The sequence below is a fragment of the Brevundimonas sp. genome, assembly GCF_041688735.1.
Lineage (GTDB): Bacteria > Pseudomonadota > Alphaproteobacteria > Caulobacterales > Caulobacteraceae > Brevundimonas.
The window spans coordinates 1-25,349 of record NZ_JBDNHO010000108.1; the positions used below are offsets into that span (position 1 = coordinate 1).

The window sequence follows — 25,349 nt, forward strand, 5'->3', positions numbered from 1 at the left end:
CGACACCCCTGCTGGTCCTGCCCCTGACCTGACACCCGATCAGGTCACGGCCCGGTGCCGTTTCCAGGGGGATTTCGGGGGGGCGGGGCGGAAACCGCTCGGTTCGCCAAGCCCCTGAAAGAAATGGTGGATGCGACAGGGATTGAACCTGTGACCCCCTCGGTGTGAACGAGGTGCTCTCCCGCTGAGCTACGCATCCATCAATCGGGGAGGCGGCGGCATAGCCCGCGCGTCTGCGTCAGGCAAGGACTCAATGCCATCGACAGGGCTGCGGTGGCGCGGCATCCTGACTTCGCATGACGGGGGTAGGCGAAATGACGGACACAGCGGGTCTTCCGGAGGGCGTGCCCATGGTGCCAACGGCCGAACGCCTGTTGGTCATCGACACCCTCAGGGCGATCGCGCTTTTCGGCGTCATCGTCATGAAACTCACCGCCATGGTCATGGTCTTCAAGGGACAGGCGGTCATGGCAGCGGCCCAGCCCGCCGATCTCGCCTTCGGCCTGTTCGATCTGGTCTTGCTGCAAGGCAAGGCGCGTTCGGCCTTCGCCTTCCTGTTCGGCGTCGGCTTCGGGATCCTGATGCAGCGGGCCCAGGCGCGCGGAGCCGGGTTTGGCACGCTGTACCTGAGGCGGGTCCTGATCCTTCTGGCGATCGGCATCGGCAACCTCGCCTTTCTCTATTGGGGCGACATCCTGATCGTCTACGCCCTGCTGGGCATGGTGCTGATGCTGTTCCGCAACGTGGGGCAGCGGGCAGTTCTCGTCCTGGGACTGGGACTGATCATCCTGCCCCCGGTCATCGCCGGCGTGATCGAGGCCGTGACGGGCGCGCCCCTGCCCAACCTCGCAGGTCTCACAGTTGGCGCAGCCGAAGCCCGGTTCCCGGCGATGCTTCCCGTCTATTCCGGCGGCGACTATCTGGCCTTCGTCGGGGCCAACCTGCGTTACTACGTCGAGCACCAGACCGGCGAGACCGGCCCCGTCATCGTCTATGATCTCGGCGTGCTGGGGTTGTTCATGCTGGGGCTCTGGACCGCGCGCCGGCGTGTGTTCGAGGACATTGAGCGCCATCGACCCATGCTGCGCCGCATCATCTGGGTCGCCCTGCCGCTGGGGCTCCTTCTCAGTCTTGCCCACGCCACGCGGCGGCTGGGCATTCCCATGGACGATATCGGCTACGGCTTCGTCACGGCGGCCTATATGGGCCTGCCCATCCTGGCGTTCGCCTATCTGGCGATGTTGACGCTCTACATCAGCCGGGGAGGGCGCTGGCTGACCACGGCCTTCGCCCCGATGGGCCGGATGGCGCTGACGGGATACCTCGCCTCGAACGCCATCGGCGTCTTCGTCTGGTACGGCTGGGGGCTGGGCCGCATCAATGACCCGGAGTGGCTGACGATGGCGGGGATGAATCTTTTCGCCCTGGCCGTCTTCGCGGGGCTTTGTGTGTTCAGCGCCCTGTGGCTTTCGGTCTTCAGGTTCGGTCCCGCGGAGTGGCTCTGGCGCAGCCTGACCTACGGCCGGCTCCAGCCCCTGGCCACGCGACCACCGGTGCCCTGATCAGATTCCGTGCTGCGGATTTAGGCGATCAGGCGGTCGATCACCCCGGGCAGGGCGTCGAAATGCGCGATCACGGCGTCTGCTCCAAGGTCCGCAGCGGGGGTGTCGGTATAGCCGAACGTGGTGAGGATGCAGGGCACGCCCGTGGCACGCGCGGCGTCCAGGTCGGTGATGCTGTCGCCCACCATGATCGCCCGGGCCGGATCGCCGCCCGCCTTGAGCACCGTCTCGCGGATGTGGGCGGCGTCGGGCTTTCTGGCGGATACCGACTGCGGCCCGCAAATCGCGGCGAACCGGCTGGACAGGCCGATGGCGTCGAACAAAGCCACCGCCAGGTCGGTCGGCTTGTTGGTGGCGACGCACAGGATGGCCCCGCGCGCGCTGAGGGCGTCCAGCGCCTCCACCGCGCCGGGATAGGCGGTGCTGCCGTCCGCGATGTGGTCGAGGTAGTCGGCCAGAAAGGCCTTCAGCAGGACCGGAGAGGCGGCCTCGTCCCATACCGCGCCCGCCGCCTCGAATCCCCGTTTCAGCAGGGCGATCGCACCATGGCCGATCAGGTGGCGCGCGGATTCCAGCGGCATCGGCGGCAGGTTATGCTGATCCAGCAGCCGGTTCAGCGTGCCGATCAGGTCGGGTGCGGTCTCCACCAGGGTTCCGTCCAGATCGAAGGCGATGGTCCAGCCTTCCAGATCGCGCTCTGTCACCCGTCTCTCCCGTTGACCGCCCCGATGGGCTAGACCACGGGCGTGACTAGCCCCCGGACCGATTCATGACCAGCGATACACAGCCCCTCCCCGTCCAAAGGAGGGCCGCCATCATTCTCGCCGCCGGACAGGGCACGCGCATGAAGTCCGCCCTGCCCAAGGTGCTTCATCCCGTCGGCGGTCGCGCCATGCTGGATCACGCCATCGACGCGGCCGAAGCGCTGGGTTGCGAGCGAATCGTGGTGGTCGTGGGCAATCACTCGCCCGAGGTCCGCGCCCATGTGGTTGCACGGCTGGGCGAGGGAGCCATCGCCGTCCAGGATCCACCCATTGGCACCGGCCACGCCGTGCGCTCGGCCGAGGCCGCGCTGAAGGGTTTCGAAGGCCAGGTCGTCATCACCTACGGCGACGTGCCCCTGCTGAAGGCAACCGACATCGAACCGGTCTTCGCCGCGGCCGACGGCGTCACCGTCATCGGCTTCGAGGCGCGCGATCCGGGCGACTATGGGCGTCTGGTCATGGACGGCGACATCCTCGCCGCCATCACCGAGGCCCGGGAAGCGTCGGCCGAGGTGCTGGCGCTCACCGCCTGCAACTCCGGCGTCATGGCCGCGCCTTCGGCCCTGCTGTTCGCGCTGCTGGCCGAGGTCCGCAATGACAACGCCAAGGGCGAATACTATCTGACCGACGTGGTCGAATTGGCGCGCAAACGCGGGGCCGCCACCCGCGCCGTCTTCGCCGGTGAGGACGCGGTCATGGGCGTGAACGCGCAAGGAGAACTGGCCGTGGCCGAGGCCCTGTTCCAGAAAGTTCAGCGCGAGACCTTTCTGGCGGCGGGCGTGATCATGCCGGCCCCCGAAACCGTCCACTTCGCCTGGGACACCCGGATCGGTGGCGGTGCGACGGTTGAGCCCTTCGTCGTGTTCGGACCCGGCGCGATCGTAGCCGGCGGCGCGCGCATTCGCAGCTTCAGCCATGTGGAGGGCGCGACCGTCGCCGTCGACGCGGAAGTTGGCCCCTACGCCCGCCTGCGCCCCGGCGCGGACCTGGGCGAGGGGGTCAAGGTCGGCAATTTCGTCGAGGTCAAGAACGTGAAGATGGCTGCGGGCGCCAAGGCCAACCATCTCGCCTACCTCGGCGACGGCGAGGTGGGGGCTGGGGCCAACATCGGCGCAGGCACGATCTTTTGTAACTACGACGGCTATTTCAAACACCGCACCACAGTGGGCGAGGGGGCCTTCGTAGGGTCCAACAGTTCGCTGGTCGCGCCTGTGACGATCGGTGCGGGGGCGATGGTTGGGTCGGGCTCGGTGATCACGAAGGACGTGGCGCCCGGCGACCTGGCCTTGGCGAGAGCCAAGCAGGAGGGTCTGCCCGGCTGGGCCGCGCGCTTCATGGCGACGATGCGGGCGAAGAAGGCGGCGAAGGCGAAATGAGCGCTGACGATCAGAAACGACGCGCAGGCGAAGCCGCCGCCCTCCGCGTCGAATCCGGCATGGTCGTGGGTCTGGGCACCGGCTCCACCGCCACCTGGTTCGTCAAGGCGCTGGCCGCCCGCAATCTGACCGGCCTGCGCTGCGTACCGACGTCGGAGGCGACGGCCGAATTGGCCCGCGAGCTGGACCTGACCCTGTCCACGCTGGAGGACACGCCCCGCATCGACCTGACCGTCGACGGCGCCGACGAGATCGGTCCCGGCCTGGCGCTGATCAAGGGTGGCGGCGCGGCTCTGTTGCGTGAAAAGTTGGTGTGGGAAGCCTCGGCCCGCTGTATCTGCATCGCCGACGCGGCCAAGGTGGTGGCCACGCTCGGTGTCTTCGCCCTGCCGATCGAGGTTGTCGCTTTCGGTCACAAGACCACGGCCAACCGCATCGCCGACGTGCTGGCCGACCACGACATCGCCATGCCCGCCCGCGTCCGGACCTCCGAGCGCGGCCTGGTCCGCACGGATGGCGGCAATCTGATCTATGACGCGAAATGCGGCGTGATCCACGATCCGGTACGTCTGGCCGACGATCTCAAGCTGATCACCGGCGTGGTCGAGCACGGCCTGTTCCTCGATCTGGCCGATGAGGCGATAATCGGTGGCGAGGCAGGGGTAGACGTCCTTACCCCCTGATCACGCTCTGTCGGAGCGTTCAGTCCGCCTCGTCGTCCTGCAAACCATAGTGCGCGCGATAGATTGAGTCCGCGATCTCTGTCCGGCCCGCGCGCTGGTTCTTGCGCGACCGTTCTGCGTCGTACAGCCCTGTCAGATAAGCCTTGTCCCAATCGGTCAATCCCTGGGCGTCGTCGGGGAATTCGAACACGTTGAGGATTGACGAATAGGCGCTGGTGTCGGCCGTGGGATCGATCTGGGCCAGCGTCACCATCGCCACATAGTCAGCCAGCTGCACCACCGAGAGGTCGCTGACCTTGTCCACGTCCAGGATGACGATGGTCCGGAAAATGGTATCGACGATCTGGGTGCTCAGCCGCGAGGCGGCGAACACATTGGTAACCGGAGCCATATCTCGCGGGTCGGTGCAGTCGTTCCGGCATTCGCCAGGAATCCGGACGGCTCGCATACCTGTTTCGGAATCAGTCGGCATGCTGACCTGCCACCAGCGCACGGGCGCTTCCGAGGCCTGGAATGCGCGCAACGCCACACCGCCTCGGTCCATGCCCGAGCCGCCCATCCGGAACGCCCGGCCCCGCTCGGCGACCAGCTGTTGCGCCAGCGCGGCAGCGTCACCGGACGCAACGATCATGATGTTCGGCGTGCATCCCGGCTGACCCGGAGTCAGGCCGACGTCTTCGGCGACGGTTGAAACGCGGTCGACGATATATTGCGCGGGCTCATTCCTGAGATTGGCCACGCCAACGCAGATGTCGTCCTGCCAACGCGCCAGTCCGCGGCCGCGATTGGGGGCGGCGACCTCGTTCACGAAGTTGCGGATCATCCGGTCCAGCGGCTTCCCGGTGATCTCGACGTCCTCGAGCGCGACGGGAGAGTCCGGATCGGGGGCGGATTGCGGCACCGGCGAAGGGGCGGGGTCCTGGAACGGCGCTGCGAGGAGCACTGCGGCGAGAGCGAAGACAACCATGGGTAACGTCCGGAACCAGCGAGTATCGCGCATAGGTGCGCACCGTTGCGACCTCGCGTCAAATCACGGTTGAGCGGCGCTGGCCGGTGCGCCATTTGCCTATCCTGCACCGGACACCTAACTGGGCTAGGCCGATAAACGAACCCCCCACAGCCATGCGCGTCCCGCCGTCGCCGACGGTCAGAGCGCGGAGCCAGCGATGTCCAAAACCTACGACTACGACCTCTTCGTCATCGGTGCGGGCTCCGGCGGCGTCCGCGCGGCGCGGCTGACGGCCCTGGGCGGCAAGCGCGTGGCCATTGCCGAAGAGCATCGCGTCGGCGGCACCTGTGTCATCCGCGGCTGTGTGCCCAAGAAATTCATGGTCATGGCCTCGGACTTCTCGCATCAGTTCGAGACTGCCGAGGGCTATGGCTGGACTGTCGAGGCATCGTTCGACTGGCCAAAGTTCATCCAGACCAAGGACGTCGAGATCGCGCGCCTGTCGGGCATTTATGTCGCCAATCTGGGCAAGGCCGGGGTCGATTTGATCCACGGTCGCGCCGTCCTGAAGGACGTCCATACGGTCGAAGTGACGCATCGGGACGGCGGCGAGAGCCGGACCATCACGGCCGAGAATATCCTGATCGCCACCGGCGGCCGGCCGTGGCTGCCGGCCGATCTGTCGGGCGTCGAACACGCCATCACCTCCGAACAGGCCTTCCACCTGCCGGAGTTGCCCAAACGCATCCTGATCGCGGGCGGCGGCTATATCGCGGTGGAGTTCGCGGGAATCTTCGCGGGGCTGGGCGTCGAGACGACCCTGATCTATCGCGGTCCCAACATCCTGCGCGGCTTCGACGACGACGTCCGGGCGCATCTGGCCGGAGAGATCGAGAAGCGCGGCATCAAGGTCATACTGGGCTGCCAGCACAGCGAGATCGTCAAGACAGAAAGCGGTCTGGTGAACCGCCTCGAGAATGGGATGGAGATCGAGACCGACGTCGTCATGTTCGCCACGGGTCGGGCGCCCCATGTCACGGCGCTGGGCCTCGATGCCGCCGGGGTGGATCTTGACGACAAGGGGGCGATCAAGGTCGACGCCTTGTCGAAGACCACGGCCGACAACATCTGGGCCATCGGCGACGTGACTGACCGGATGAACCTGACGCCGGTCGCCATCCGCGAGGCGGTGTGCTTTCACGAGACCGTCTATCTCGATAACCCCCAGCATTTCGACTACGAGGCCGTCGCCACCGCCGTCTTCAGCCAGCCGCCGGTCGGGACCGTGGGCCTGTCGGAGAACGAGGCGCGACACGCCTGCTCCGGAGAGGTCGACGTCTATCTGAGCCGCTTCCGGCCGATGAAATACGCCTTCACGGGCTCGGATGAGCGGATGCTGGTGAAGCTTGTCGTCGATGCGACGTCGCAGAAGGTCGTGGGCGTTCACATCGTCGGCCCCGAAGCGCCGGAGATGATCCAGCTGGCCGCCATCGCCGTAAAGGCGGGCCTGACCAAGGCCGAGTGGGATGCCACATGCGCCGTCCACCCGACCATGGCCGAGGAGTTGGTGACGTTGAAGGAGAAGCAGCGTCCGGGAAACATGTCAGCAGTCTGAGGCTTGGCCTCCTTCTCCCCTTGAGGCTGGAGAACACCCATGACGCTGTGCTGGCAATCCGCGGACTCATAGTCGGGTTGGCGCGGAAATCTCCAATCCGATCAACGCCCTGACACGTTCTCAAACTCTATTTATAGTCGCCCTGAAACCGCGCGTAGACTCTCCGTCATCCCGTCGGTGGGGAGGGCGTCGGATCCAACGCCTCGATGTCGGCGGGCTGTGGTCGAGCGATGAAGCCCGGGGGATGGAGACTTCGGGGGTCCTTGCGGTCGGTGATGGATGCCGCCTGCCTGCTCGCCGCGCGCTGACTGTGCGGACCGCCGACTTCGTCATGTCCGCCGCGCGTCCGGTCCAGCAATGGCCCGGGCGGTGATCCGGTAAGGCCCGAAGCAAGGGCCGCCAGCCGGAGAGCGCGTGGAAAACGGCTACGCGGGGCCGGTCAGCTTCGTCGAAACGGTATTTCTACTCTCACACCGGGCGAGGCCCGGCCGCCCCGCGCCCTCCCCAACCTTTCGGCGGTCATCCGCCGGAGGACGAGCATCCGCGTCCGGTCTTTGACAACTACAGTCCTGCGGCCCAATCCGTCGCCTGCAGCAGGCTGTCGATGATGCCGGGTTCGGTCGAGGCGTGGCCGGCGTCCTTGACGATGTCCAGTTTCGCTTCAGGCCAGGCCTTGTGCAGGGCCCAGGCGCTGGTGATCGGCGTGACCACGTCGAAACGCCCCTGCGCGATCCAGCAGGGAATCTGCTTGATCCGGCCGATGTTTTTCAACAGCCAGCCTTCTTCCGGGAAGAAGCCGCCGTTCATGAAATACCAGCACTCGATCCTCGCGAAGGCGACCGCGAATTCCGGCTCGGCGAACTTGTCGGGCCGGGCGTCCGGCCCTTCCACGCTGACCGTCTCGCCTTCCCAGCTGGACCAGGCCACGGCGCAACGCTCGCGCTCGGCCTTGTCGTCGCCGACCAGCCGCTTGTAGTAGGCGCCCATCAGGTCGTGGCGCTCGTCTTCGGGGATCGGTTCCAGGAACCGTTCCCAGGCGTCGGGGAAGATGTTTGAAGCCCCGTCCTGATAGAACCAACGCAGTTCTGGCTTGGTGAGCAGGAAGATGCCGCGCAGCACCAGAGCCGAGGCCCGTTCCGGATGGGTGATGGCATAGGCCAGCGACAAGGTGGATCCCCAGCTGCCGCCGAACACCACCCATTTGTCGACGCCCAACAGCTCGCGCAGGCGTTCGATGTCCTCGATCAGAGTCCAGGTGGTGTTCTCCTCGAGCGACGCATTGGGGCGGCTCTTGCCGCAACCACGCTGGTCGAACAGGACGATCCGGTATTTGGCGGGATCGAAATAGCGTCGCATGCCGGCATTGACCGCCCCGCCCGGTCCGCCGTGCAGCACGACGACGGGAAGGCCCTGCGGATTGCCGCATTCCTCATAGTAGATCTCGTGGACCACGCCGGTCGGCATGAAGCCGGTGGCATAGGGCTCGATCTCTGGGAACAGCTCACGGCGGGGCGTTTCGGGCACGGGGAAGGCCATACAGTTACTCGGGTCTCTTTCGTGCCAGTCAAGCGTTGACGGTTTGTGACCGCCATGCGGCAACAGCGAGTAAAAGCCAAGCTGCGATCATCAGGACGCCGCCGATCGGGGCGACCGCTCCCATGGCCGGCAGGTTCAGAAGGGCGATGGCTGACAGGGCGAGGCAGAACACCAGCCCGCCCGTCGCCGCCAGCCAGCCGGCGACCACGACGAACCGGGACCGGTCCGGCCAGACGGCGCAGACCAGGGCCAGCAGTGCATGAACCATCTGGTATTGCCCGCCCGTGGTCAGCAGGGTCTTGATCTGCGGTCCCGCGCCATGGGCGGCAAAGGCACCGATCGCCACGGCGAGGGCTCCGTTCAGGGCGGCGAAGACGGCCAGACTACGCGTCACTCTCATGGGCCGAACGCTAGCCGACAGACTCTCGCGAGTCTGCTATTGCGCGCTCCATGACCGCCGCCCAGCGACTGGCACTACAATATGTGTTGCTCTTCGGTGCCACCGGGGTCAGCCTTCCGTTTGCAGGACTGTGGCTGAGCGCGCAGGGGTTGAGCGGCGCGCAGATCGGAACCCTGCTGGCGGTCCCCATGCTGGCCCGAATCGTCACCGGCCCGCTGCTGTCGGTCTGGGCCGACGGGTTCCGATACCGGCGCACGCCGATCGCGATCCTGGGACTGGTCATGACGCTGGGCTATGGCGCGGCCGGACTGGTCGACGGCTATTACGCATGGGCGGCCTGCTGGTTCGTGGGTGCGACGGCCATGGGGGTACTGGTGCCCCTGACCGACGTGCTGAACCTGCGTCTCGCGGACCGGTTCGGCTACACCTTCGCCGTGCCGCGCGCGCTCGGGTCAGCATCCTTCGTCGCGGCCAACATCGTCATGGGCGCGGTGCTGCTGGCACAGCCGACCGACGCCATCATAGTCTGGCTTGTCTTGGCCTCACTGGGCGTCACGGTCGTCGCGATCCTGGCCCTGCCGCCCGAGCCGGTCGCCGACGACGCGCCGTTACGCGGACGGGAGCGTTTTCGGGGCATCGGCAGGCTGGTCAAGGATCCGGTCTTCATGACCGCCATCTTCGCCATCGGCGCGGTTCAGGCGGCACACGCCTACCAGTACGGTTTCTCGGCCATTCTGTGGAAGGGGGAGGGGATCAGCGAGGCCGTCACCGGCCAGCTCTGGGCCTTCGGGGTGGTGGCCGAGATCACCTTGATGTGGCTGTTCGAACCCTGGCGGCGTCGGGTCGGGATCACCCCGTGGACCCTCCTGACGGTAGGCGCGGCCGCCGCCGTCCTGCGCTGGAGCGTCATGGCTTTCGCGCCGCCACTCTGGCTGTTGTGGCCGTTGCAGGCGCTGCACGCACTGACCTTCGCCGCCACCTTCCTCGCCGGGATTCAGATCGTCCAACAGTTGGCCCCCCGGGATAGCCAGACCGCCGGGCAGATGCTCAGTTCCGTCCTGTCGGCGGGCGTGCTGATCGGCTTGGCGACTGCCGCTTCGGGCCCCCTCTACGACCGCTACGGCGCGGGTGGCTATTGGGCCATGGCCGGCATGGCTCTGGCCGGGCTGATTGCCGCGCTGCCGCTGCGTCGTCGTCTGGCTGCCGCTCAGTAGGCCCGGGCGCGGGGCAGGGGCGACAGATGGCGAGCCATGGCCTGCGCCGCCGTCTTCACCGCGCGTTGCACGGACGCGTCAGCCTCGTGCTCGGGCGCGCGCAACAGGCCGATGGCCGGCGTGTCCGCGCCTTCCTGAAGGTTGGCCAGGATGCGGTACAAAAGATAGCTGCCTGCGTCCTCCTCGGCGTCCGAGCTGGCGTCGGCGACGAAGCCGGCCTCGTTCAGGGCACGGACGATCTCCGCTGTGGGCGCAGTCGCACGGGCGATTCCGGGGCCGACGATATTCATTCGCCTGCCGCCGTCCAGTGAACGGTTTTCGGCCCGCATCTGCATGCGGAAGCCGTCGCTGCGGCAGGTGCGGCCGACCAGCAACAGGGCGCGCGTGCGGTCGTCGCTGAGATGGTTGGAAAGGGTTGTGGCCAGCGCTTCGGGATCATCTGCGGGCACAGCGACCGTTCGCGCGCCCGCCGGGCTCCACGGCTGCCCTGACAGGTCCTCGACGGGATCCCAGGCCGCCTCGTCGGCGTCCCACGCGCAGATCACGATCGCGGGGCGATTGTCTGGCGTCTTCTCGGCGGCGATGTCGAGCATGGACCCTGCTTGCACGTGACGGATGCGTGACGGGCTGGACGGTGTCGGCATGAGCCGCCTTCCGTCAAGACGAAATCGGTTACAGGTGATCAGTTAGCCGTCGATTCACCTGTCAGGCGAGATCGCCGATGGCCGCGTCCAGAAGCATGTAGGCCCGACCGCCGTCCGACGTTAGCCGCCCCAGAACGCCCTTTCCGTCGCCCGCCGACGCCAGCGCCTCCAGGTCCCGTCCGAAGATACGGACATAGGCATCAGCGTCGCTCCGCAACTCCGGATCGGTCAGCACGCGCCGAGACACGCTGCGCACGGCGGCGGGGGCGACACGCCGAACGATCTGACGCGCGCGGTCTGGTTCCCTATCCGCGACGGCCTGGGCGGCTTCCTCGACGCGCGAGCGCGGCAACAGGGCGTTGGGATCGACGCCCATGCGCCGTATGGCGGCCGTGACGCGCTCGCCCAGCACGTCGCCGTCCTCGACCGGCATGACGGGCGTATCGAGGTCCAAAGGGGGCTCCCCCGGGCCGTCATCGACCAGATCGCTCCAGTCCAACCGGTCTTCGACCGGCGTTGCCGGGGCCGTGGAGTTGGGCATCGGTTCCAGCCTCAACCGTCCTCGCAGCCCGAATCCTGGCTTCTCCTCCACGCGGGCGGGTCGAGCGCGAGGGGCAGCCTCGGGCTCTACGGGCTGGCCGAGCGCTTGTGTCTCGCGTCGTCGCGTCATGGTGCTGTCGCCCGAGACGACCCCCATAAGGCGCACCGCCTCGGTCAGCATGTCGTAGTTGCGCCTCACCCGCTCCTGGAAGCCGGCGTCGAGCGCTTCGGTGTCTGCGGCCGCCTTCTGCGAGGCGGCGGACAGAGCCGCCAGGCCTTCCTCGACCGAGACCCTGACGGCCTCGACCCGCGTCCGGGCCTCTTCGGGCAGGCGCGCGGAGCGTTCGTCCAGGTCTTCCATCGTCTCATCGACACGTGTCAGGGCCGCATTCATCCGCTCAACTGTCGATTCCAGCCGTTCCAGTGCGCGCTCGCCGGCTTCATCGACCAGGTGAGCCGACTCCAGGACGACCTTGCGAGCGCTGTCGACACGGGCGTCGGCGGCCTGGTCTGCCTTCTGGGCGGCCTCGAACAGAGCCTCGCCAAGACGGTCTGCGCGCACGAGAGCCTTGTCGGCCGCATCAGTCGCGGCGGCGCGGGAATCTTCCGCCGTCGCCTGCAATGCGGCGAGCGCCAGCCGGGTTTCCTCGACAAGTGCGTCGCGCGCCTCGGCGGCCACGGCCTCGAACTTGTCCAGCGCCAGCTTGGTGGCGGCATCGAAGCCGTCGGCCTCGCGTTGGGACATTTCGACCAGGGCGCGGAACTGATCGGTCGCGGCCTCGACCAGGTCCTTGATGCTTTCCGTCGACCGGGCAGAGGTTTCGCCGAGCTCGCTGGCGACCGCGCGCGTGGCCGACAGTTGTTCGGTCAGCTGGGCGCGCTGGCTTTCGACCTGGGCCGAGAAGTCTTCCTGATCGGTCCGCAGGGCATAGGCGGCGGTGACGAGCGCGGCGCGTTGCTGGCCCAGGCCTTCCTCGACCGACTGGATCTGTTCGGCGACGCCCGATCCGGCGTTCTCGAGCCGCAGGGTCTGGCGGGCCAGATCGTCGGCGGCTACGCGGGCGGCGTCCTGCGCCTCGCCGGCGGCGGCGGCCAGGTCGGCGGCGCGGGCGGCCAGCGTGGCCTCGGCTTCGCGAAGCTGGGTCTGGGCCAGGTCGGAGGCATCCACGACCATGCGCGACTGGCGTTCAACGGCGTCGATCACGCCCGTGGCCTGGGCGTCCAGTTGGACGCCGATGGTCTGCATCTGCTCGCGTTCGCGGCCCAGTTGCTCGACGAGGTGACGGGCCGTGCGCCCCGCGACCTCGGCTGCCTCGTTCAGGCGGATGGTTTCTTCAGAGAGGGCCTGACGAAGAAGGGACATGTCGTTACGCGCGCGTTCCGCCGCGACGGACGCTAGGTCGATGTCGTTGCGAAGCGAGTGGAGGACCATGCCGGTCTGTTGGGCCGCCAGAGCCGTCGGCGCGACCAGGGCGTCAGACAGTTCACGCGTGCGTCGCGTCTCGGCGGCCAGACCCGCCCCCTGTCTAACAGCGTGGGCCATCATTATGGCCATGCCGGCGGGCGCGAGCGCGATAAGGGCGTAGACGGCCAGACGGAGCGGATCGAGCGCCGCCGCGCCGAAGCCGATCTCGAACGCCAGCGAGGCCGCGACGCCTGCGATCCAGAGGGCGGCGGCGATGCCGGCGATCAGATAGGCGTATCGCCCTGACGGCATGTCCGCCTTCTTGCGGTTCGACGGGGACGTGGGAAGGGACGGGGGGGCATAGGCCACGGGCGGCGCCTCGGCCGATGAGGCCAACTCGGGAGAGACGGCGACGGAATTCGGATCGGACTCGGCGGTGGCGGTGTCTTGCAGCGCGGCCTGCCGTTGTTCCTCGGCCAGCCGCCGCTTGCGCCGCTCCGACATCGGACGCTCGGGCCCGGCCTTTGACGCCGGTTCCGAAGGGTCGGCCACATCGGGCGTGACCTCGGCGCACTCAAGCGCGGCTTCGACCTCCGGCTCGGGGTCGGTCAGGTTCAGCGGCGTTCGTTGGCGGGACTTCATGAGGCGGCGATCTCGTCACGATGCGTCGTCGCGCTGACGGGGTGCGCGACCGACGGGACCCTAACGACTCAATCGCGGCGCGCAAAGGCGACTGGGGACGAATCCGGTGATGGGCGTCGCGGGTTCAGCAGTGCTTGCGACGTTCCGTGGCTACGATCATCCGCGCGGCGGGATCGTCGCCGCAATTGTCACTTGCGCGATGGATTTCGCGCTGATTTCTGTCGCGCGCATCGAGTTCGACGCCGAACTGCGCGAGGACCGCAGCGGCCAGCATGGCGATAAAGCCGATGATCAATTCGATCAGCGCCTGCATCGCCGATCCCCCTGTGCGTAACCGAAACTCTCTATGCGCCCGAAACGCCGTTCGGACAATATTGGTCTGCATTAATTAGGCGTCACCGAGCCGATCTCGGGTCGACCGTGGAACGGAAGTCTCGCGGGAACGTCCTGTAAAGCTTCGGGCGTATGCCGCCGTCATGAGAATCGGTAGGCTCACAACATGAAGACCCCCGGTGACGATTCCGCCTTCGAACTGTTCGCGCCGGGCACCAACTGCTGGCGGGTGGAAACGGCGGGACGTTTCGCCGTGCTGATGGAAAACGCGGCCTATTTCGAGGCCCTGCGGTCATCGCTCGCGAAGGCTAAGCGCTCGATCGTCATCCTGGGCTGGCAGTTCGATCCCCGAACCCGGCTCGATCCGGAAACCGCGCCGAATGATCCACATGCCCAGATCGGGCACCAACTCCGCTTGCTGGTCAAGGAACGACCCGAGCTGGACATTCGTCTGCTGATCTGGAAATCGCCGCTGCTGATCGCCGCGTCGCAGGGCTTCTATCCGCACAAGGCGCAAGGGTGGTTCCGCAAGCGGATGGTGGAGTTCCGCCTCGACAAGCCCGAGGCCTTCGGCGCCTGCCATCACCAGAAGGCGGTCATCATCGACGACGCCGTCGCCTTCTGCGGCGGCGGTGACATCGCGACCGACCGTTGGGACAGCGTGGAGCATCGCGACGGCGATCCACGGCGCTGTCAGCCGTCAGGCGCCATTTCTCCGCCCCGTCACGAGGTCATGACCGTCATGGACGGCGCCGCCGCCCGGGCGCTCGGCGATCTGGCGCGGGAGCGCTGGTATCGCTCGACCTGGGAACGGACCATCGCCGAGGACGTCAACAACGACCCGTGGCCCGAGGGTGTCGAGCCCGACATGACGGATACCCCAGTGGCCATCGCCCGGACAGAGCCGGGCAACGGTCGCCGTTCCGCAGTGCGCGAGAACGAGGCACTGCATCTTGACGCCATCCGCAAGGCAAAGCGGCTGATCTATTTCGAGAACCAGTATTTCACATCGCCCGTCGTCGCGGCCGCCCTGGCCGAACGACTGGCCGAACAAGACGGGCCGGAGATCGTGCTGGTCTCGACCGGAGCCAGCCCCAGTTGGTTCGACAGCATGACGATGGACACGGCGAGATCCGAGGTCCTGTACCGGTTGGAGCAGGCGGACGTGCACAACCGATTCTTTGCCTTCGCGCCTCATACGAAACGCGGCGAACGGATCATCGTCCACGCCAAGGTCTCGATCTACGACGACCGGGTGCTTCGCGTCGGATCGACCAATCTGAACAATCGTTCGTTCGGGTTCGACACTGAATGCGACGTGGCGACCATACCGCCAGACGAGGCGGGGCGCGAGGCGATACGGCGCTTTCGGCACAGGACGATCGGTCACTGGATTGGCGAGACAGCGGACGAGTTCGCGGCGGCCGAGGCGCGGGTCGGATCCGTCGGGGCCGCAATCCAGAAATTCGATACCGGGCGGATGCAGTTGCTGGGCGCGGACGCGCCGTCCACGCTGGAGCGTCTGGTCGCAGAGTTTCAGCTAGGCGATCCCACGTCGCCGCAAGACGCCTTCAGGCCTTGGAAGCGTCGCAGTCCGTCACAGCGGGCCTTGCCAGGGCCGGTCAGGTCCTGAACTCGAAGTCCACGATTAACGGCAGATGGTCCGACGCCATGCGGGCGAGCGGCGAGAAGGGGGCTTTCACCCCGGTGACGACGATTTCCGGGCTGGTGAAGCAGTGGTCGATGCGGATGGCCGGGAAGCCGGAAGGGAAGGTCTTCACCGTCGGCTTCAGCTTCAGGGCGCGCTGACAGTCTGAGAGTCGGCCCGTCAGCGTCTGATAGGGCCGGGTGATCGATGTGGCGTTGAAGTCGCCGGTCAGCAGCGTCGGGCCGACGCAATCGGCGTGGGCCAGCCAGGACGACCCCACCAGCGCCGCCGCCTGAAGACGCTGCTCGCGAGGGACCAATCCCAGGTGGGTGTTGATGACGTTCAGGGCGACGCCGTCGAAATCGATCACGGCCCACAGGGCGCCGCGTGGCTCCAGGCCCGGGATGCCGCGAAGACTGGGCAGGTCCGCCGACTTCACAAGGCGCTCGGGCCACGCGGTCAGGATGGCGTCGCCATACTGTTCGCTCTCGACGCGCATGGCGGCGTGGAAATGGAACGTCATGGACAGGCGGTCGGCGATGGATTGTGCCTGATCCACGTGGCCCGTCCGCGCCCGGCCGACGTCCAGTTCCTGCAGGCAGACGATGTCCGGTTCATGCTCGGCGATGACGTCGGCGATGCGCGCGACGTCCAGCCGTCGATCTACGCCGACGCAGCGATGCACATTGTAGGTCAGTAGGCGGGGCATGAGTTTCTGGAACAGTTTGGGTCCGTCGGGCTAGAGCGAAATCGGTCTTGATGGACGCAGTCCATCAAGGCTCAGATTTCGCTCCAGCATTTTTCTGGACCATTTTTTGGATTCAGGTCGATTCGACCTGAAGCCAAAATAGTCTAGGCCATATCCACCCTGAATGCGACCCCGAGGCGGCCGAACCTTTGAGCCGTCTCAAATGACGACCAGCTTGTTCTGGGTCTCGTTCGGGTTGGCCGGGCCGGGCGGAAAATGCGCCGCCAGCACCGAGCCACACAGTTCGACGGCGGCTTCGAATCCGCCGGCGGGATCGTCCCGCTTCAGACGATCGGTCATGGCATCGACCACATCCGCCCAGGTGGAGTGATCGACGCGGGCGTGGATGCCTTCGTCCGCTATGACCTCGACCTGATGGTCAGCGAGCGCGGCGAAGATCAGTACGCCGGTCCGCGCCTTCGTCACGTGCAGCCCGTGGGCGAGGAATTGCTGCAGCGCCGCCTTTCGGACCCGCGCCCGCCGCACGGAACGCGGCGTGATCAGGCGCAGAACGTCGGGCAGGCGGGTGATTAGATAGACCACCAGGAAGATGACGGTCTGGACGACGGCATAGGCCGCGAGCGCATGTCCGACCATGGTGTCCGCGGCGGCCAGGTGCGCCGCCTGCCATCCGTCGGCCACGCCAGGAATCCAGGCGGGTTCGAAGCCGAGCGGGATCAATGCGAGCGGCAGGATGAGCGTCGCCGCCGCCGCCCATGCGAGCGACACGTCCCGGTAAGAAGAGACACGTCTTGCCAGCACGCAGAAGATTTCTCCCGAAGTCCGCGTTTCCGCGTTCGCTATGGCCGAGGCGATGCCCGCATAGGCGTCGGGCGTCAGTTTCATCACCATCCTCCGGACGCGCCCCCTCCGCCAAACCCGCCGCCACCGCCGCCGAAGCCACCTCCGCCGCCAAAACCGCCCCCTCCGCCACGTCCGCTGCTCCGCATGGCTTCCGACGCCGCCCAGATCAGCACAGCGCCGAGGCCGGAGCCGCGACGCCTGCGACCTCCGCGTGCAAGGCCACCCATAGTGCCGAGGAACATCAGAAGAAAGATCGCGCCGATCAGGATGGCGGGACCGACGGGCGCTTCCGCCTCTGGCGTTTCCACCGCCGCAGCGCGGGCGGCGGCTTCGGCGGGATCCAGTCGAAGCTGCTCGTCGATGGCGTCCACGCCCTGTTCGATGCCGCGCTCATAAAATCCTTCGCGAAAGGCCGGCAGGATCTGTTCGTGGATGATCAACGCCGAGAGGGCGTCGGTCAGGATGCCCTCGAGGCCGTAGCCGACCTCGATCCGCACCTTGCGCTCTTCCGGCGCTACGATCATCAGGACGCCGTTGTCGGTCTCCTTCTGGCCGATGCCCCACGCGCGACCCAGACGGTATCCGTAGTCCTCGATCTCGAAGCCTTGCAGACTATCGACCGTGACCACCACCAGCTGGTCCGAGCTCTCGCGCTCCAGCGCTTCCAGCTGGGCGGTCAGCTCCGCCTCCTTGGCGGGTGAGAGCAGTTTCGCCTGGTCCACCACCCGACCCGTCAGCGCGGGGAAGCTGGGCTGGCTTTGCGCCGAGGCGTTGGTGGCGATCGCCATCCAGCCGATCGTCGCGAGGACGATAAGCCAGACCGGAACGCGATGACGCCGAAGGCTGATCGTCACGGAGCGGGCGCGACGGGCGGGGCCGCGCCAGGCGCGGTCGGCGCAGCCCCGCCGCCGGGCCGGGCCGGATTCAACCCGTCAAAATTGACGCTGGGCGCCGATTGCGCCGCCTCGGTCGCCGTGAACAACTGCATGGGCTGCGAGCCGCCGTGGAAGGTTTTGGCCCAGATGATGGTCGGGAAAGTCCGCAGGCTGGTGTTGTAGGACTGCACCGCCTCATTGTAGTCGCGCCGGGCGACGCTGATCCGGTTTTCAGTGCCTTCCAGCTGCGACTGCAGGGCGATGAAGTTCTGGTTCGACTGGATCTGCGGATAGCGCTCGACCACCAGCAGAAGTCGCGACAGCGCCTGGGACAGTTGGCCCTGAGCCGCCTGATACTGCTGGAAGGCCGCAGGGTCGTTCAGGGTCTCGGGCGTGACCGTCACGCCGGTGGCGCGCGAGCGGGCCTCGATGACCTGTGTCAGGGTGGTGCGTTCCGCGATGGCCGCGCCCTGAACGGTGGCGACCAGATTAGGCACTAGGTCGGCGCGGCGCTGATACTGCGACTGGACGTCCGCCCAGCGCGCCTTGGCGGCTTCTTCCCGCGTCGGGATTGTGTTGACGCCGCAACCGGCCACCGCAGGAATCAGGATTACGACGGCGGCGAGGCCGGCTGCACGGGCGTTGAAGGCGGTCATGGGCACATCCCGACAAACGGTGGTTTCCAAACCCCACTATCGGAGGTTAGTGTCGGCGGTTCAAGCGTCCAGAGAGTCTGGTTGGACGCCCGCGACGCGACAGGCCGCCGTGTAAGTGTTGGCCAGCAAACAGGCGATGGTCATCGGGCCCACGCCGCCCGGCACGGGTGTGATGCGACCCGCCACGCGCGCAGCGTCCTCGAACGCCACATCGCCGACGATCCGCGTCCTGCCTTCGGCCGCCTTGACCGGATCGCGAGACGGAACGCGGTTGATGCCGACGTCGATCACCGTCGCGCCGGGCTTGATCCAGTCGCCGGTGATCATCTCCGCGCGCCCGACGGCGGCGACCAGAATATCGGCCGTCCGGCACAGAGCCGGCAGGTCGCGTGTGCGCGAATGGGCAATGGTCACCGTGCAGCTCTCGGCCAGCAGCAACTGCGCCATCGGCTTGCCGACGATGTTCGATCGACCGACGACGACGGCGTTCAGCCCGCTCAGCGATCCCAGTTCGTGCTTCAGCAACATCACGCAACCCAGCGGGGTGCAAGGCACCATCCCGGGCAATCCGACGGCCAGACGCCCGGCGTTGATCACATGAAAGCCGTCCACATCCTTGTCCGGGTCGATCGCACCGAGCACCAAGGCGGCGTCGATGTGGTCGGGCAAGGGAAGCTGGACCAGAATGCCGTGGATGCCGGCGTCCGCGTTCAAACGCGCAATCAGGGCCAGAAGGTCGATCTGGCTGGAGTCCTTGGGCAGGGCGTGGGTGTCTGACCGCATGCCGGCGCGCAGCGTGGTCTCGCCCTTGTTGCGCACATAGATCTGGCTGGCGGCATCCTCCCCGACGATGACGACCGCGAGACCTGGGCGGACGCCTGTGGAGGCTTCCAGCCGCGCCGCGGCAGCACCCACGCGGGTCGTCAATCTGGCAGCGAAAGCCTTGCCGTCGATCAAGGTCGCGCTCGGGGTATCGGCCGTCATGGGGGGTCGGCTCCGGTCGTCAGGAATCGTGCGGTTTGCGCGATTTACAGACGACGCGGTTCGGCGTCTATGATCGTGAAGCCATCAAGGGGATCGCATGCGCCGTCAGACCATTCTCGCCACCGTCGGCAGTCTCGCGCTGATGTGCGCCGTTTTCCCGGCTTGGGCCCAGTCGCCAGAGCCTCTCGCGCCCGGCGCGACGGTCCAGGGCGCGATCGTCGAAGGCGACGCGACCACCGCCGACTATCGCCATGACGACTTTGCCGTAGCGGCGCGACGCGGCCAACGTTTCGAGGCCGTGCTGAGGTCCGAGGCTTTCGACGCCTATCTTGAAGTTTTCCGACCGGGCGAAGCGACTGAGGCGTTCGTCATGGATGATGACGGCCTGGGCGAAGACACGGACGCGCGGCTTCGTTTCACTGCGGACCAGGACGGGACCTACATCCTGCGTGCCCGCCCGCTGTCGGGCCTCGAAGCTGGCGACTACAGACTGACCCTGACGCAGCGGCCGGCCGCGCGGCCCGCGCCGAGGCCCTCATCGATCCGCATCGGTCGCGCGGCGCGCGGCGACCTTTCAGGCGGCGATCCCGAGACCGAGACCAGCTTGCCGTATGACGCCTACGCCTTCCGGGCGCGCGGCGGCGATCGGATAGCCGTGGCCTTGGACAGCGAAGATTTCGACCCCGTTCTGCTCGTTGGCCAGATGGGGGACGGCGAGTTCGCCGAGCTGGCGCGCAACGATGACGGGCCGGACTCCGGATTAAACTCACGCCTGATCTTCACGGCGCCGGCGAGCGGCGATTATGTGATCCGCGTCACGCCGTTGAACGCCACCGGTGTGGGCGGTTACTCCTTGAATCTTGAGCAAGGACCAGCGCCTGCCGTCGCTCAGGCTATCGAGATCGGAGCAACCGTGCAGGGCAGTCTTACGAACACCGATTCCAAGGGCGAGAACGGCGCCGCCGCGGACGCCTACCGTTTCCAGGGCAGCGAGGGACAGCGCGTCCGCATCGACATGGCGTCCGACGACTTCGACGCCTTCCTCGAACTGTTCGACGAGAACCGGATCAGCCTCGGAGACGACGACGACGGCGCGGCGGAGGGCACCGATTCTCGCCTGACCTTCGTCCTGCCGCGCACCGGCTCCTATATCGTCGAGGCGCGGGCGTTCTCGCAGGGCACGGGCGGCTACTCCCTGGCCATCTTAGAAGTCGCGCCCGACCGCGCGCCCGACGCGATCGCTTTCGGATCGACCCTACAGGGCGAAATCGTCGAAGACGATCCGCGCGACGACGAGGAGCGCGGCTTCGACGCCTTCGCCTTTTCCGGCGTCGAGGGTCAGCGTATCCAGGCGATCATGCGGTCGGGCGACTTCGACACCTATCTGCAACTGGGCAAAGCCGGCGGCGAATTCGAGCAACTGGCGGAGGATGACGACGGCCTGGGCGAGGGGTTTGATTCCCGCCTCAGCTTCACCTTGCCTGACACCGGCGACTATGTGCTCCGCGCCATGCCCTACAAGTCGGAAGAGGACGGGCTCTACGCCCTGGAGCTGATTGACCGCGGACCCCAGCCCTTGCCAGGCAGCGTGCTGATCGGCGCGACCGCGCGGGGAACCCTCAGCGAGACCGACGCCACAGCGGACGACAACAGCTATTTCGACGCCTACCGCATCACGGTGAAGGAAGACGAGAAGCTGTTGATCACCATGGTGTCCAATGAGGTGGACAGCTTCCTGGTTATCGGCCGCGACAAGGCCGACGGCGCTTTCGAGGCCCTGACGTCCGACGACGACGGTCTGTCGGATACCCATGCGAAGATCGAGTGGACCGCGCCCGCCGACGGGACCTACGAAATCCGGGCTGGGTCCTTTCAGCAGGGACAGACAGGCGCCTATGCGATGAACGTCGAGAAGTAGCCCTAAAGTCTTCGCCACGGCTGGGGACGTGATAGACCGTCCCGATGAGCCACGCGGACGACGCCTATGACCTGATCCTCGTCGGCGGCGGGCTGGCGTCAAGCCTGATCGCCTGGCGGCTGGCCCTCGACCAGCCGGATGTCCGCGTCGCGGTCGTGGAGCGCGATGGGCGGCTGGGCGGCAAGCACACCTGGTCTTTCTTCGATGGCGACATATCCACCGACGATCGCGCCTGGTTGGCCCCGGCCACGCCGCATCGCTGGACCGACGGCTACGAAATTTATTTTCCCGGGCTGAGCCGTGCGCTGGAGACGCCTTACAACAGCATGACTTCAGACCGGCTGCACGCGGCGGTCGCGCCCCTGCTCGGCGACCGGCTGGTGACGGGCGAGGCGGTGGTGGTTTCGCCCGACGGCGTGACCCTGGTCGACCAGACCGTGCTGAGAGCCCACGGCGTTATCGACGCGCGCGGCCCGGCGCCGACGCCGCATCTGGACCTGGGCTGGCAGCTGTTCCTGGGCCGCACCGTTCGTCTGACCGCGCCGCATGGATTGACCCGGCCCACGATCATGGATGCGACCGTGACCCAGGGCGACGCCTACCGCTTTGTCTATTTGCTGCCCTTCGACGAAAGGACCGTGCTGGTTGAGGATACCTACTACGTCGACGGCCCGCGCCTGGATCGCGAGACCCTGCGCCGGCGGGTCGACGACTACATCCGCTCGCGCGGCTGGACCGTTGAGGCGGTGCTGGATGAGGAGGAGGGCGTCCTGCCTATCGCGCTGGATGGCGACATTGACGCCTTCTGGGCCGAGGGACCGCCGGTCGCCCGAGCCGGACTGTCGGCGGCGCTGTTCCACCCAACGACCGGCTATTCCCTGCTGGACGCCGTCGCCACGGCGCGGCTGATCGCGGCGGCCGGGGATCTGTCCTCGGCCGGGTTGCGGACCCTGATGGAGGCGCGGTCGAAAGAGGTCTGGGCCGAAAGGGCCTTCTATCGCCTGCTGGACCGGATGCTGTTCCGGGCGGCCGAGCCGAAAGACCGGTGGCGGGTGATGCGCCGCTTCTACGGTCTGTCCGAACCGCTGGTGCGGCGCTTCTACGCAGGACGGAGTACGGCGCTGGACAAGGCGCGTATCCTGACGGGAAAACCGCCTGTGCCCATCCATCGGGCCTTGAAACAACTCCGGGAAACCGGGCGAGGAAGAACCGCATGAGAGACCAGACGGCGAAACGGGCGGTGGTCGTCGGGGCCGGCTTCGGCGGCATCGCCCTGGCCATCCGGCTGCAGCGCGCGGGCGTGCAGACCACTCTGGTCGAGAAGCGCGACAAGCCCGGTGGCCGCGCCTACGTCTGGAAAGAGCAGGGGTTCACCTTTGACGCCGGTCCAACGGTCATCACGGACCCGGCCTGCCTGACCGAACTGTTCGACGGCACGGGCAGCGAACTGAAGGACTATGTCGACCTGCTGCCTGTCGATCCCTTCTATCGGCTGTGTTGGGAGGACGGCGCCAGCTTCGACTACAACGACGATCAGGCGGCGATGGAGCGCCAGATCGCGGCCTTCAATCCGGCCGATGTCGAGGGCTACAACCGCTTCCACGCCTATTCCGAGGAGCTTTATCAGGAGGGCTATCTGAAACTGGGCGCGGTGCCGTTCCAGTCCTTCTGGTCGATGATCAAGGCGGCTCCGGAACTGGCCCGGCTGGAAAGCTGGAACAGCGTCCACGCCATGGTGGCGCGCCATATCCAGGATCCACATCTGCGGCAGGCCTTCAGTTTCCATACCCTGTTGGTCGGGGGCGACCCCTTCAAGACCAGCTCCGTCTACGCCCTGATCCATGCTTTGGAGCGGCGCGGAGGGGTCTGGTTCGCCCGGGGTGGAACCAGCGCCCTGATCGGTGGGCTGGTGAAGTTCTTCCAGGACCTGGGCGGCGACGTCCGGTTGAACAGTCCGGTCGAGCGGATCGAGACAGAGGGCAGGCGGGCCACCGGCGTCACGCTTGAGGGCGGTGAGATCATCGTGGCCGACATGGTCGCCTCGAACGCCGATGTCGTCCATACCTACGACAAGCTGCTGGGCCGCACCCCGCGCGGCAAGGCCAAGGCGAAATCGTTGAAATCCAAGCGGTTCTCGATGTCGCTTTTCGTGCTGCATTTCGGGACGTCCAAGCCCCAGCCGCAGCTGGCCCATCACACCATCTGTTTCGGCGCGCGCTACCGCGAACTGATCTCGGAGATATTCGCCGGACCGTCGCTGCCGGAGGATTTCTCGCTCTATCTCCACGCGCCGTGCGCCACCGATCCGTCGATGGCCCCCGAGGGCATGAGCAGCCACTATGTCCTGTCGCCCGTGCCGCATCTGGGCGCCGCCGACATTGACTGGTCTGTTAAGGGGCCGGAATACCGCGAGAAGATCATCGACTACCTCGAGGAACGCTACATCCCGAACCTGCGTCGCGACCTCGTCACCACGCGCATCTGGACGCCGCAGGACTTTAAGGAGGACCTCAACGCCCATCTGGGCTCGGCCTTCTCTCTGGAACCGGTCCTGACCCAGAGCGCCTGGTTTCGGCCGCACAATCGCGACGACGTCATAGCGAATCTCTATGTCGTCGGGGCGGGCACGCATCCGGGCGCGGGCATTCCCGGCGTGGTCGGCTCGGCCAAGGCCACGGCTGGCCTGATGCTGGAGGAGGCGGGACGATGACGGCCGCTGACGCCGTCCTGCAGGCTTCCAAAGAGTCCATCGTCAAGGGCTCGAAGAGCTTTCGGTCGGCGTCTCGCCTGTTTGATCCGCATGTCCGCGAGGACGCCTGGCTGCTTTACGCCTGGTGCCGTCGTTGCGACGACGAGATCGACGGTCAGGACCACGGTTTCGGGCATGAGGAGATGACGCCGGAGGAGCAGCGACGGCGTCTGACGCGTCTGTACGATTTGACCCGCCGGGCCATGGCTGGAGAGCCGACGGACGACCCGACCTTCGCGGCCTTCCAGCGGGTCGCGCGTCGCCATCGCCTTCCCGAGGAATTGCCAATCCATCTGATTGACGGCTTCGCCATGGACGTCGATCACCGCCAGTACCGGACCATCGACGATGTGATGTCCTACTGCTGGCACGTCGCGGGCGTGGTCGGCGTGATGATGGCCCGGGTCATGGGCGTCACCGATACCGAGTTCCTGCGGCGAGCGCAGGATCTGGGCTTGGCGTTCCAGCTGACCAACATCTCGCGCGACGTCATCGAGGACGCGCAGGACGGGCGTGTCTATCTGCCCGCCGACTGGCTGATCGAGGCAGGACTGGAGCCGACGTCGGAAGCCGTGGCCGATCCTGCCAATCGTGAAGCCGTTCATGGGGTGACGCGGCGGCTCCTGGAACACGCGGAACCCTATTATGACAGCGCGCGTGACGGCCTGAGAGGGCTACCCTTCCGGTCGTCGATGGCGATCGCGGCGGCGCGGGGTGTCTACCGCGAGATCGGTCGAAAGGTCATGCGGCGTGGGTCGGGCGTCTGGCGCGAGCGCGTCTCCGTCGGTCGGGCGATGAAGCTGTGGCTGTTCGGTCGTGGCGCGCTGATGGCAATCTGGATTCAGACTCTCGACCGGGGGAAGCCGCCCCCGCCCCGACCGGCTCTGTGGACACGGATGTAACCGGCGGGCGTCGCAGTTGAGGCAGGCGCCACCACGGGGTCGCGGGCGACAGATGATGTTCGTGGTGCAGGCCGAAATGGAAGCAGGTCAACAGCGAGCCGATCCAAGGCATGGGCAACGTGCGGGAATTATGGTGATCGGCGAATGCGGGTGCTCGTGCATCGTGCCGGTGGGGCAACCAGGTACCGAAGACGAACAGCTGCAGCGCGCTAAGGACGGCCGGGAGGCCCCAGAACAGGGCCACATTCAACGGATCGGCTGCTAGGACGAATAAATAGACCGCCAGCACCACCGTCACGATCAAGAACTCCCGCAGGCCGAAGTAGCGGTTAAAGAAGGCTTTGAACCAAGGCAGGAATGCCTCGGGCCTGTCGGCGTTGAAGTCGGGGTCGCTGGCCGTGC

The 25,349-nt window shown here is 66.6% G+C and carries 22 protein-coding genes, 1 tRNA gene and 1 pseudogene; 10 read left to right on the top strand and 14 right to left on the bottom strand.

Features of this window, described 5'->3' with window-relative positions:
- Positions 1–124: 124 nt before the first annotated feature.
- A tRNA-Val gene (locus ACESMO_RS11485) sits at positions 125–199 on the bottom strand.
- Positions 200–314: 115 nt separating this feature from the next.
- On the opposite strand from ACESMO_RS11485, the gene ACESMO_RS11490 reads away from it, so the two are divergent.
- Entirely contained in the window at positions 315–1,562 is a 1,248-nt protein-coding gene (locus tag ACESMO_RS11490; RefSeq protein WP_372708282.1) for a DUF418 domain-containing protein, read from the top strand.
- Between the two features lie 20 nt (positions 1,563–1,582).
- On the opposite strand, the gene ACESMO_RS11495 is transcribed toward ACESMO_RS11490, so the two are convergent.
- On the bottom strand, positions 1,583–2,266 hold the full coding sequence (locus ACESMO_RS11495) for an HAD-IA family hydrolase (RefSeq protein WP_372708283.1): 684 nt from the start codon (positions 2,264–2,266) through the stop codon (positions 1,583–1,585).
- 65 nt (positions 2,267–2,331) lie between these two features.
- Here ACESMO_RS11495 and glmU point away from each other — a divergent pair, with 65 nt between their 5' ends.
- Together glmU and rpiA are read left to right on the top strand one after the other, a co-directional pair.
- A complete protein-coding gene (gene glmU, locus ACESMO_RS11500) occupies positions 2,332–3,702 on the top strand; it encodes a bifunctional UDP-N-acetylglucosamine diphosphorylase/glucosamine-1-phosphate N-acetyltransferase GlmU (protein WP_372708284.1) in 1,371 nt (456 codons plus the stop codon).
- Entirely contained in the window at positions 3,699–4,385 is a 687-nt protein-coding gene (gene rpiA, locus ACESMO_RS11505) for a ribose-5-phosphate isomerase RpiA (RefSeq protein ID WP_372708285.1), read from the top strand. The genes glmU and rpiA overlap by 4 nt, the downstream gene beginning before the upstream one ends.
- Positions 4,386–4,404: 19 nt before the next feature.
- Here rpiA and ACESMO_RS11510 read toward each other — a convergent pair whose 3' ends face one another.
- Positions 4,405–5,352 (bottom strand): hypothetical protein, encoded by a 948-nt coding sequence (locus ACESMO_RS11510; RefSeq protein ID WP_372708286.1) that lies wholly within the window; start codon positions 5,350–5,352, stop codon positions 4,405–4,407.
- 199 nt (positions 5,353–5,551) lie between these two features.
- Between ACESMO_RS11510 and gor the strand changes: the two genes are divergently transcribed.
- The gene (gene gor / locus ACESMO_RS11515) at positions 5,552–6,949 is read left to right on the top strand and encodes a glutathione-disulfide reductase (protein ID WP_372708287.1); all 1,398 of its coding nucleotides are present in this window, start codon (positions 5,552–5,554) and stop codon (positions 6,947–6,949) included.
- Positions 6,950–7,510: 561 nt separating this feature from the next.
- Here gor and pip read toward each other — a convergent pair.
- Both pip and ACESMO_RS11525 read right to left on the bottom strand, forming a co-directional pair.
- Entirely contained in the window at positions 7,511–8,485 is a 975-nt protein-coding gene (gene pip / locus ACESMO_RS11520) for a prolyl aminopeptidase (protein WP_372708288.1), read from the bottom strand.
- A 28-nt stretch (positions 8,486–8,513) separates the two neighbouring features.
- A complete protein-coding gene (locus ACESMO_RS11525) occupies positions 8,514–8,885 on the bottom strand; it encodes a DUF423 domain-containing protein (protein ID WP_372708289.1) in 372 nt (123 codons plus the stop codon).
- Positions 8,886–8,935: 50 nt separating this feature from the next.
- Here ACESMO_RS11525 and ACESMO_RS11530 point away from each other — a divergent pair, with 50 nt between their 5' ends.
- Positions 8,936–10,099, top strand: coding sequence for an MFS transporter (locus ACESMO_RS11530; RefSeq protein ID WP_372708290.1), 1,164 nt, complete (start codon positions 8,936–8,938; stop codon positions 10,097–10,099).
- On the opposite strand, the gene ACESMO_RS11535 is transcribed toward ACESMO_RS11530, so the two are convergent.
- The 3 genes from ACESMO_RS11535 to ACESMO_RS11545 all read right to left on the bottom strand — a co-directional run bounded on the left by ACESMO_RS11535 (position 10,093) and on the right by ACESMO_RS11545 (position 13,643).
- Entirely contained in the window at positions 10,093–10,692 is a 600-nt protein-coding gene (locus ACESMO_RS11535) for a hypothetical protein (RefSeq protein ID WP_372708291.1), read from the bottom strand. The genes ACESMO_RS11530 and ACESMO_RS11535 overlap by 7 nt on opposite strands.
- Positions 10,693–10,804: 112 nt before the next feature.
- Complete coding sequence (locus ACESMO_RS11540) at positions 10,805–13,330, bottom strand: tipN (RefSeq protein WP_372708292.1); 2,526 nt, start codon at positions 13,328–13,330, stop codon at positions 10,805–10,807.
- Between the two features lie 124 nt (positions 13,331–13,454).
- Positions 13,455–13,643 carry a hypothetical protein gene (locus ACESMO_RS11545; protein ID WP_372708293.1) on the bottom strand — a complete coding sequence of 63 codons (189 nt, stop codon included), beginning with the start codon at positions 13,641–13,643 and terminating at the stop codon, positions 13,455–13,457.
- A gap of 186 nt (positions 13,644–13,829) precedes the next feature.
- Here ACESMO_RS11545 and ACESMO_RS11550 point away from each other — a divergent pair, with 186 nt between their 5' ends.
- Entirely contained in the window at positions 13,830–15,296 is a 1,467-nt protein-coding gene (locus ACESMO_RS11550; RefSeq protein ID WP_372708294.1) for a phospholipase D-like domain-containing protein, read from the top strand.
- Here ACESMO_RS11550 and ACESMO_RS11555 read toward each other — a convergent pair.
- The 5 genes from ACESMO_RS11555 to ACESMO_RS11575 all read right to left on the bottom strand — a co-directional run bounded on the left by ACESMO_RS11555 (position 15,286) and on the right by ACESMO_RS11575 (position 19,378).
- Positions 15,286–16,020 (bottom strand): endonuclease/exonuclease/phosphatase family protein, encoded by a 735-nt coding sequence (locus ACESMO_RS11555; protein WP_372708295.1) that lies wholly within the window; start codon positions 16,018–16,020, stop codon positions 15,286–15,288. The two genes, ACESMO_RS11550 and ACESMO_RS11555, sit on opposite strands and share 11 nt — an antisense overlap.
- A 198-nt stretch (positions 16,021–16,218) precedes the next feature.
- Complete coding sequence (locus tag ACESMO_RS11560) at positions 16,219–16,905, bottom strand: TPM domain-containing protein (protein WP_372708296.1); 687 nt, start codon at positions 16,903–16,905, stop codon at positions 16,219–16,221.
- A complete protein-coding gene (locus ACESMO_RS11565; protein WP_372708297.1) occupies positions 16,905–17,651 on the bottom strand; it encodes a YgcG family protein in 747 nt (248 codons plus the stop codon). Before ACESMO_RS11565 ends, ACESMO_RS11560 begins: the two co-directional genes overlap by 1 nt.
- Before the next feature lie 62 nt (positions 17,652–17,713).
- Positions 17,714–18,394 carry a LemA family protein gene (locus tag ACESMO_RS11570; protein ID WP_372708298.1) on the bottom strand — a complete coding sequence of 227 codons (681 nt, stop codon included), beginning with the start codon at positions 18,392–18,394 and terminating at the stop codon, positions 17,714–17,716.
- Positions 18,395–18,454: 60 nt separating this feature from the next.
- Entirely contained in the window at positions 18,455–19,378 is a 924-nt protein-coding gene (locus ACESMO_RS11575; protein WP_372708299.1) for a bifunctional methylenetetrahydrofolate dehydrogenase/methenyltetrahydrofolate cyclohydrolase, read from the bottom strand.
- 97 nt (positions 19,379–19,475) lie between these two features.
- Between ACESMO_RS11575 and ACESMO_RS11580 the strand changes: the two genes are divergently transcribed.
- From ACESMO_RS11580 to ACESMO_RS11595, 4 genes are read left to right on the top strand one after another with little or no spacing between them, the layout of a single operon-like run.
- Complete coding sequence (locus ACESMO_RS11580; protein WP_372708300.1) at positions 19,476–21,296, top strand: PPC domain-containing protein; 1,821 nt, start codon at positions 19,476–19,478, stop codon at positions 21,294–21,296.
- Between the two features lie 44 nt (positions 21,297–21,340).
- Positions 21,341–22,513 (top strand): lycopene beta-cyclase CrtY, encoded by a 1,173-nt coding sequence (crtY, locus tag ACESMO_RS11585; RefSeq protein WP_372708301.1) that lies wholly within the window; start codon positions 21,341–21,343, stop codon positions 22,511–22,513.
- A complete protein-coding gene (locus ACESMO_RS11590; RefSeq protein ID WP_372708302.1) occupies positions 22,510–24,006 on the top strand; it encodes a phytoene desaturase in 1,497 nt (498 codons plus the stop codon). Before crtY ends, ACESMO_RS11590 begins: the two co-directional genes overlap by 4 nt.
- On the top strand, positions 24,003–24,947 hold the full coding sequence (locus tag ACESMO_RS11595) for a phytoene/squalene synthase family protein (protein ID WP_372708303.1): 945 nt from the start codon (positions 24,003–24,005) through the stop codon (positions 24,945–24,947). Before ACESMO_RS11590 ends, ACESMO_RS11595 begins: the two co-directional genes overlap by 4 nt.
- A 19-nt stretch (positions 24,948–24,966) precedes the next feature.
- On the opposite strand, the pseudogene ACESMO_RS11600 reads toward ACESMO_RS11595, so the two are convergent.
- Positions 24,967–25,302, bottom strand: a pseudogene (locus ACESMO_RS11600) (fatty acid desaturase); the annotation flags it as partial.
- Positions 25,303–25,349: the final 47 nt, after the last annotated feature.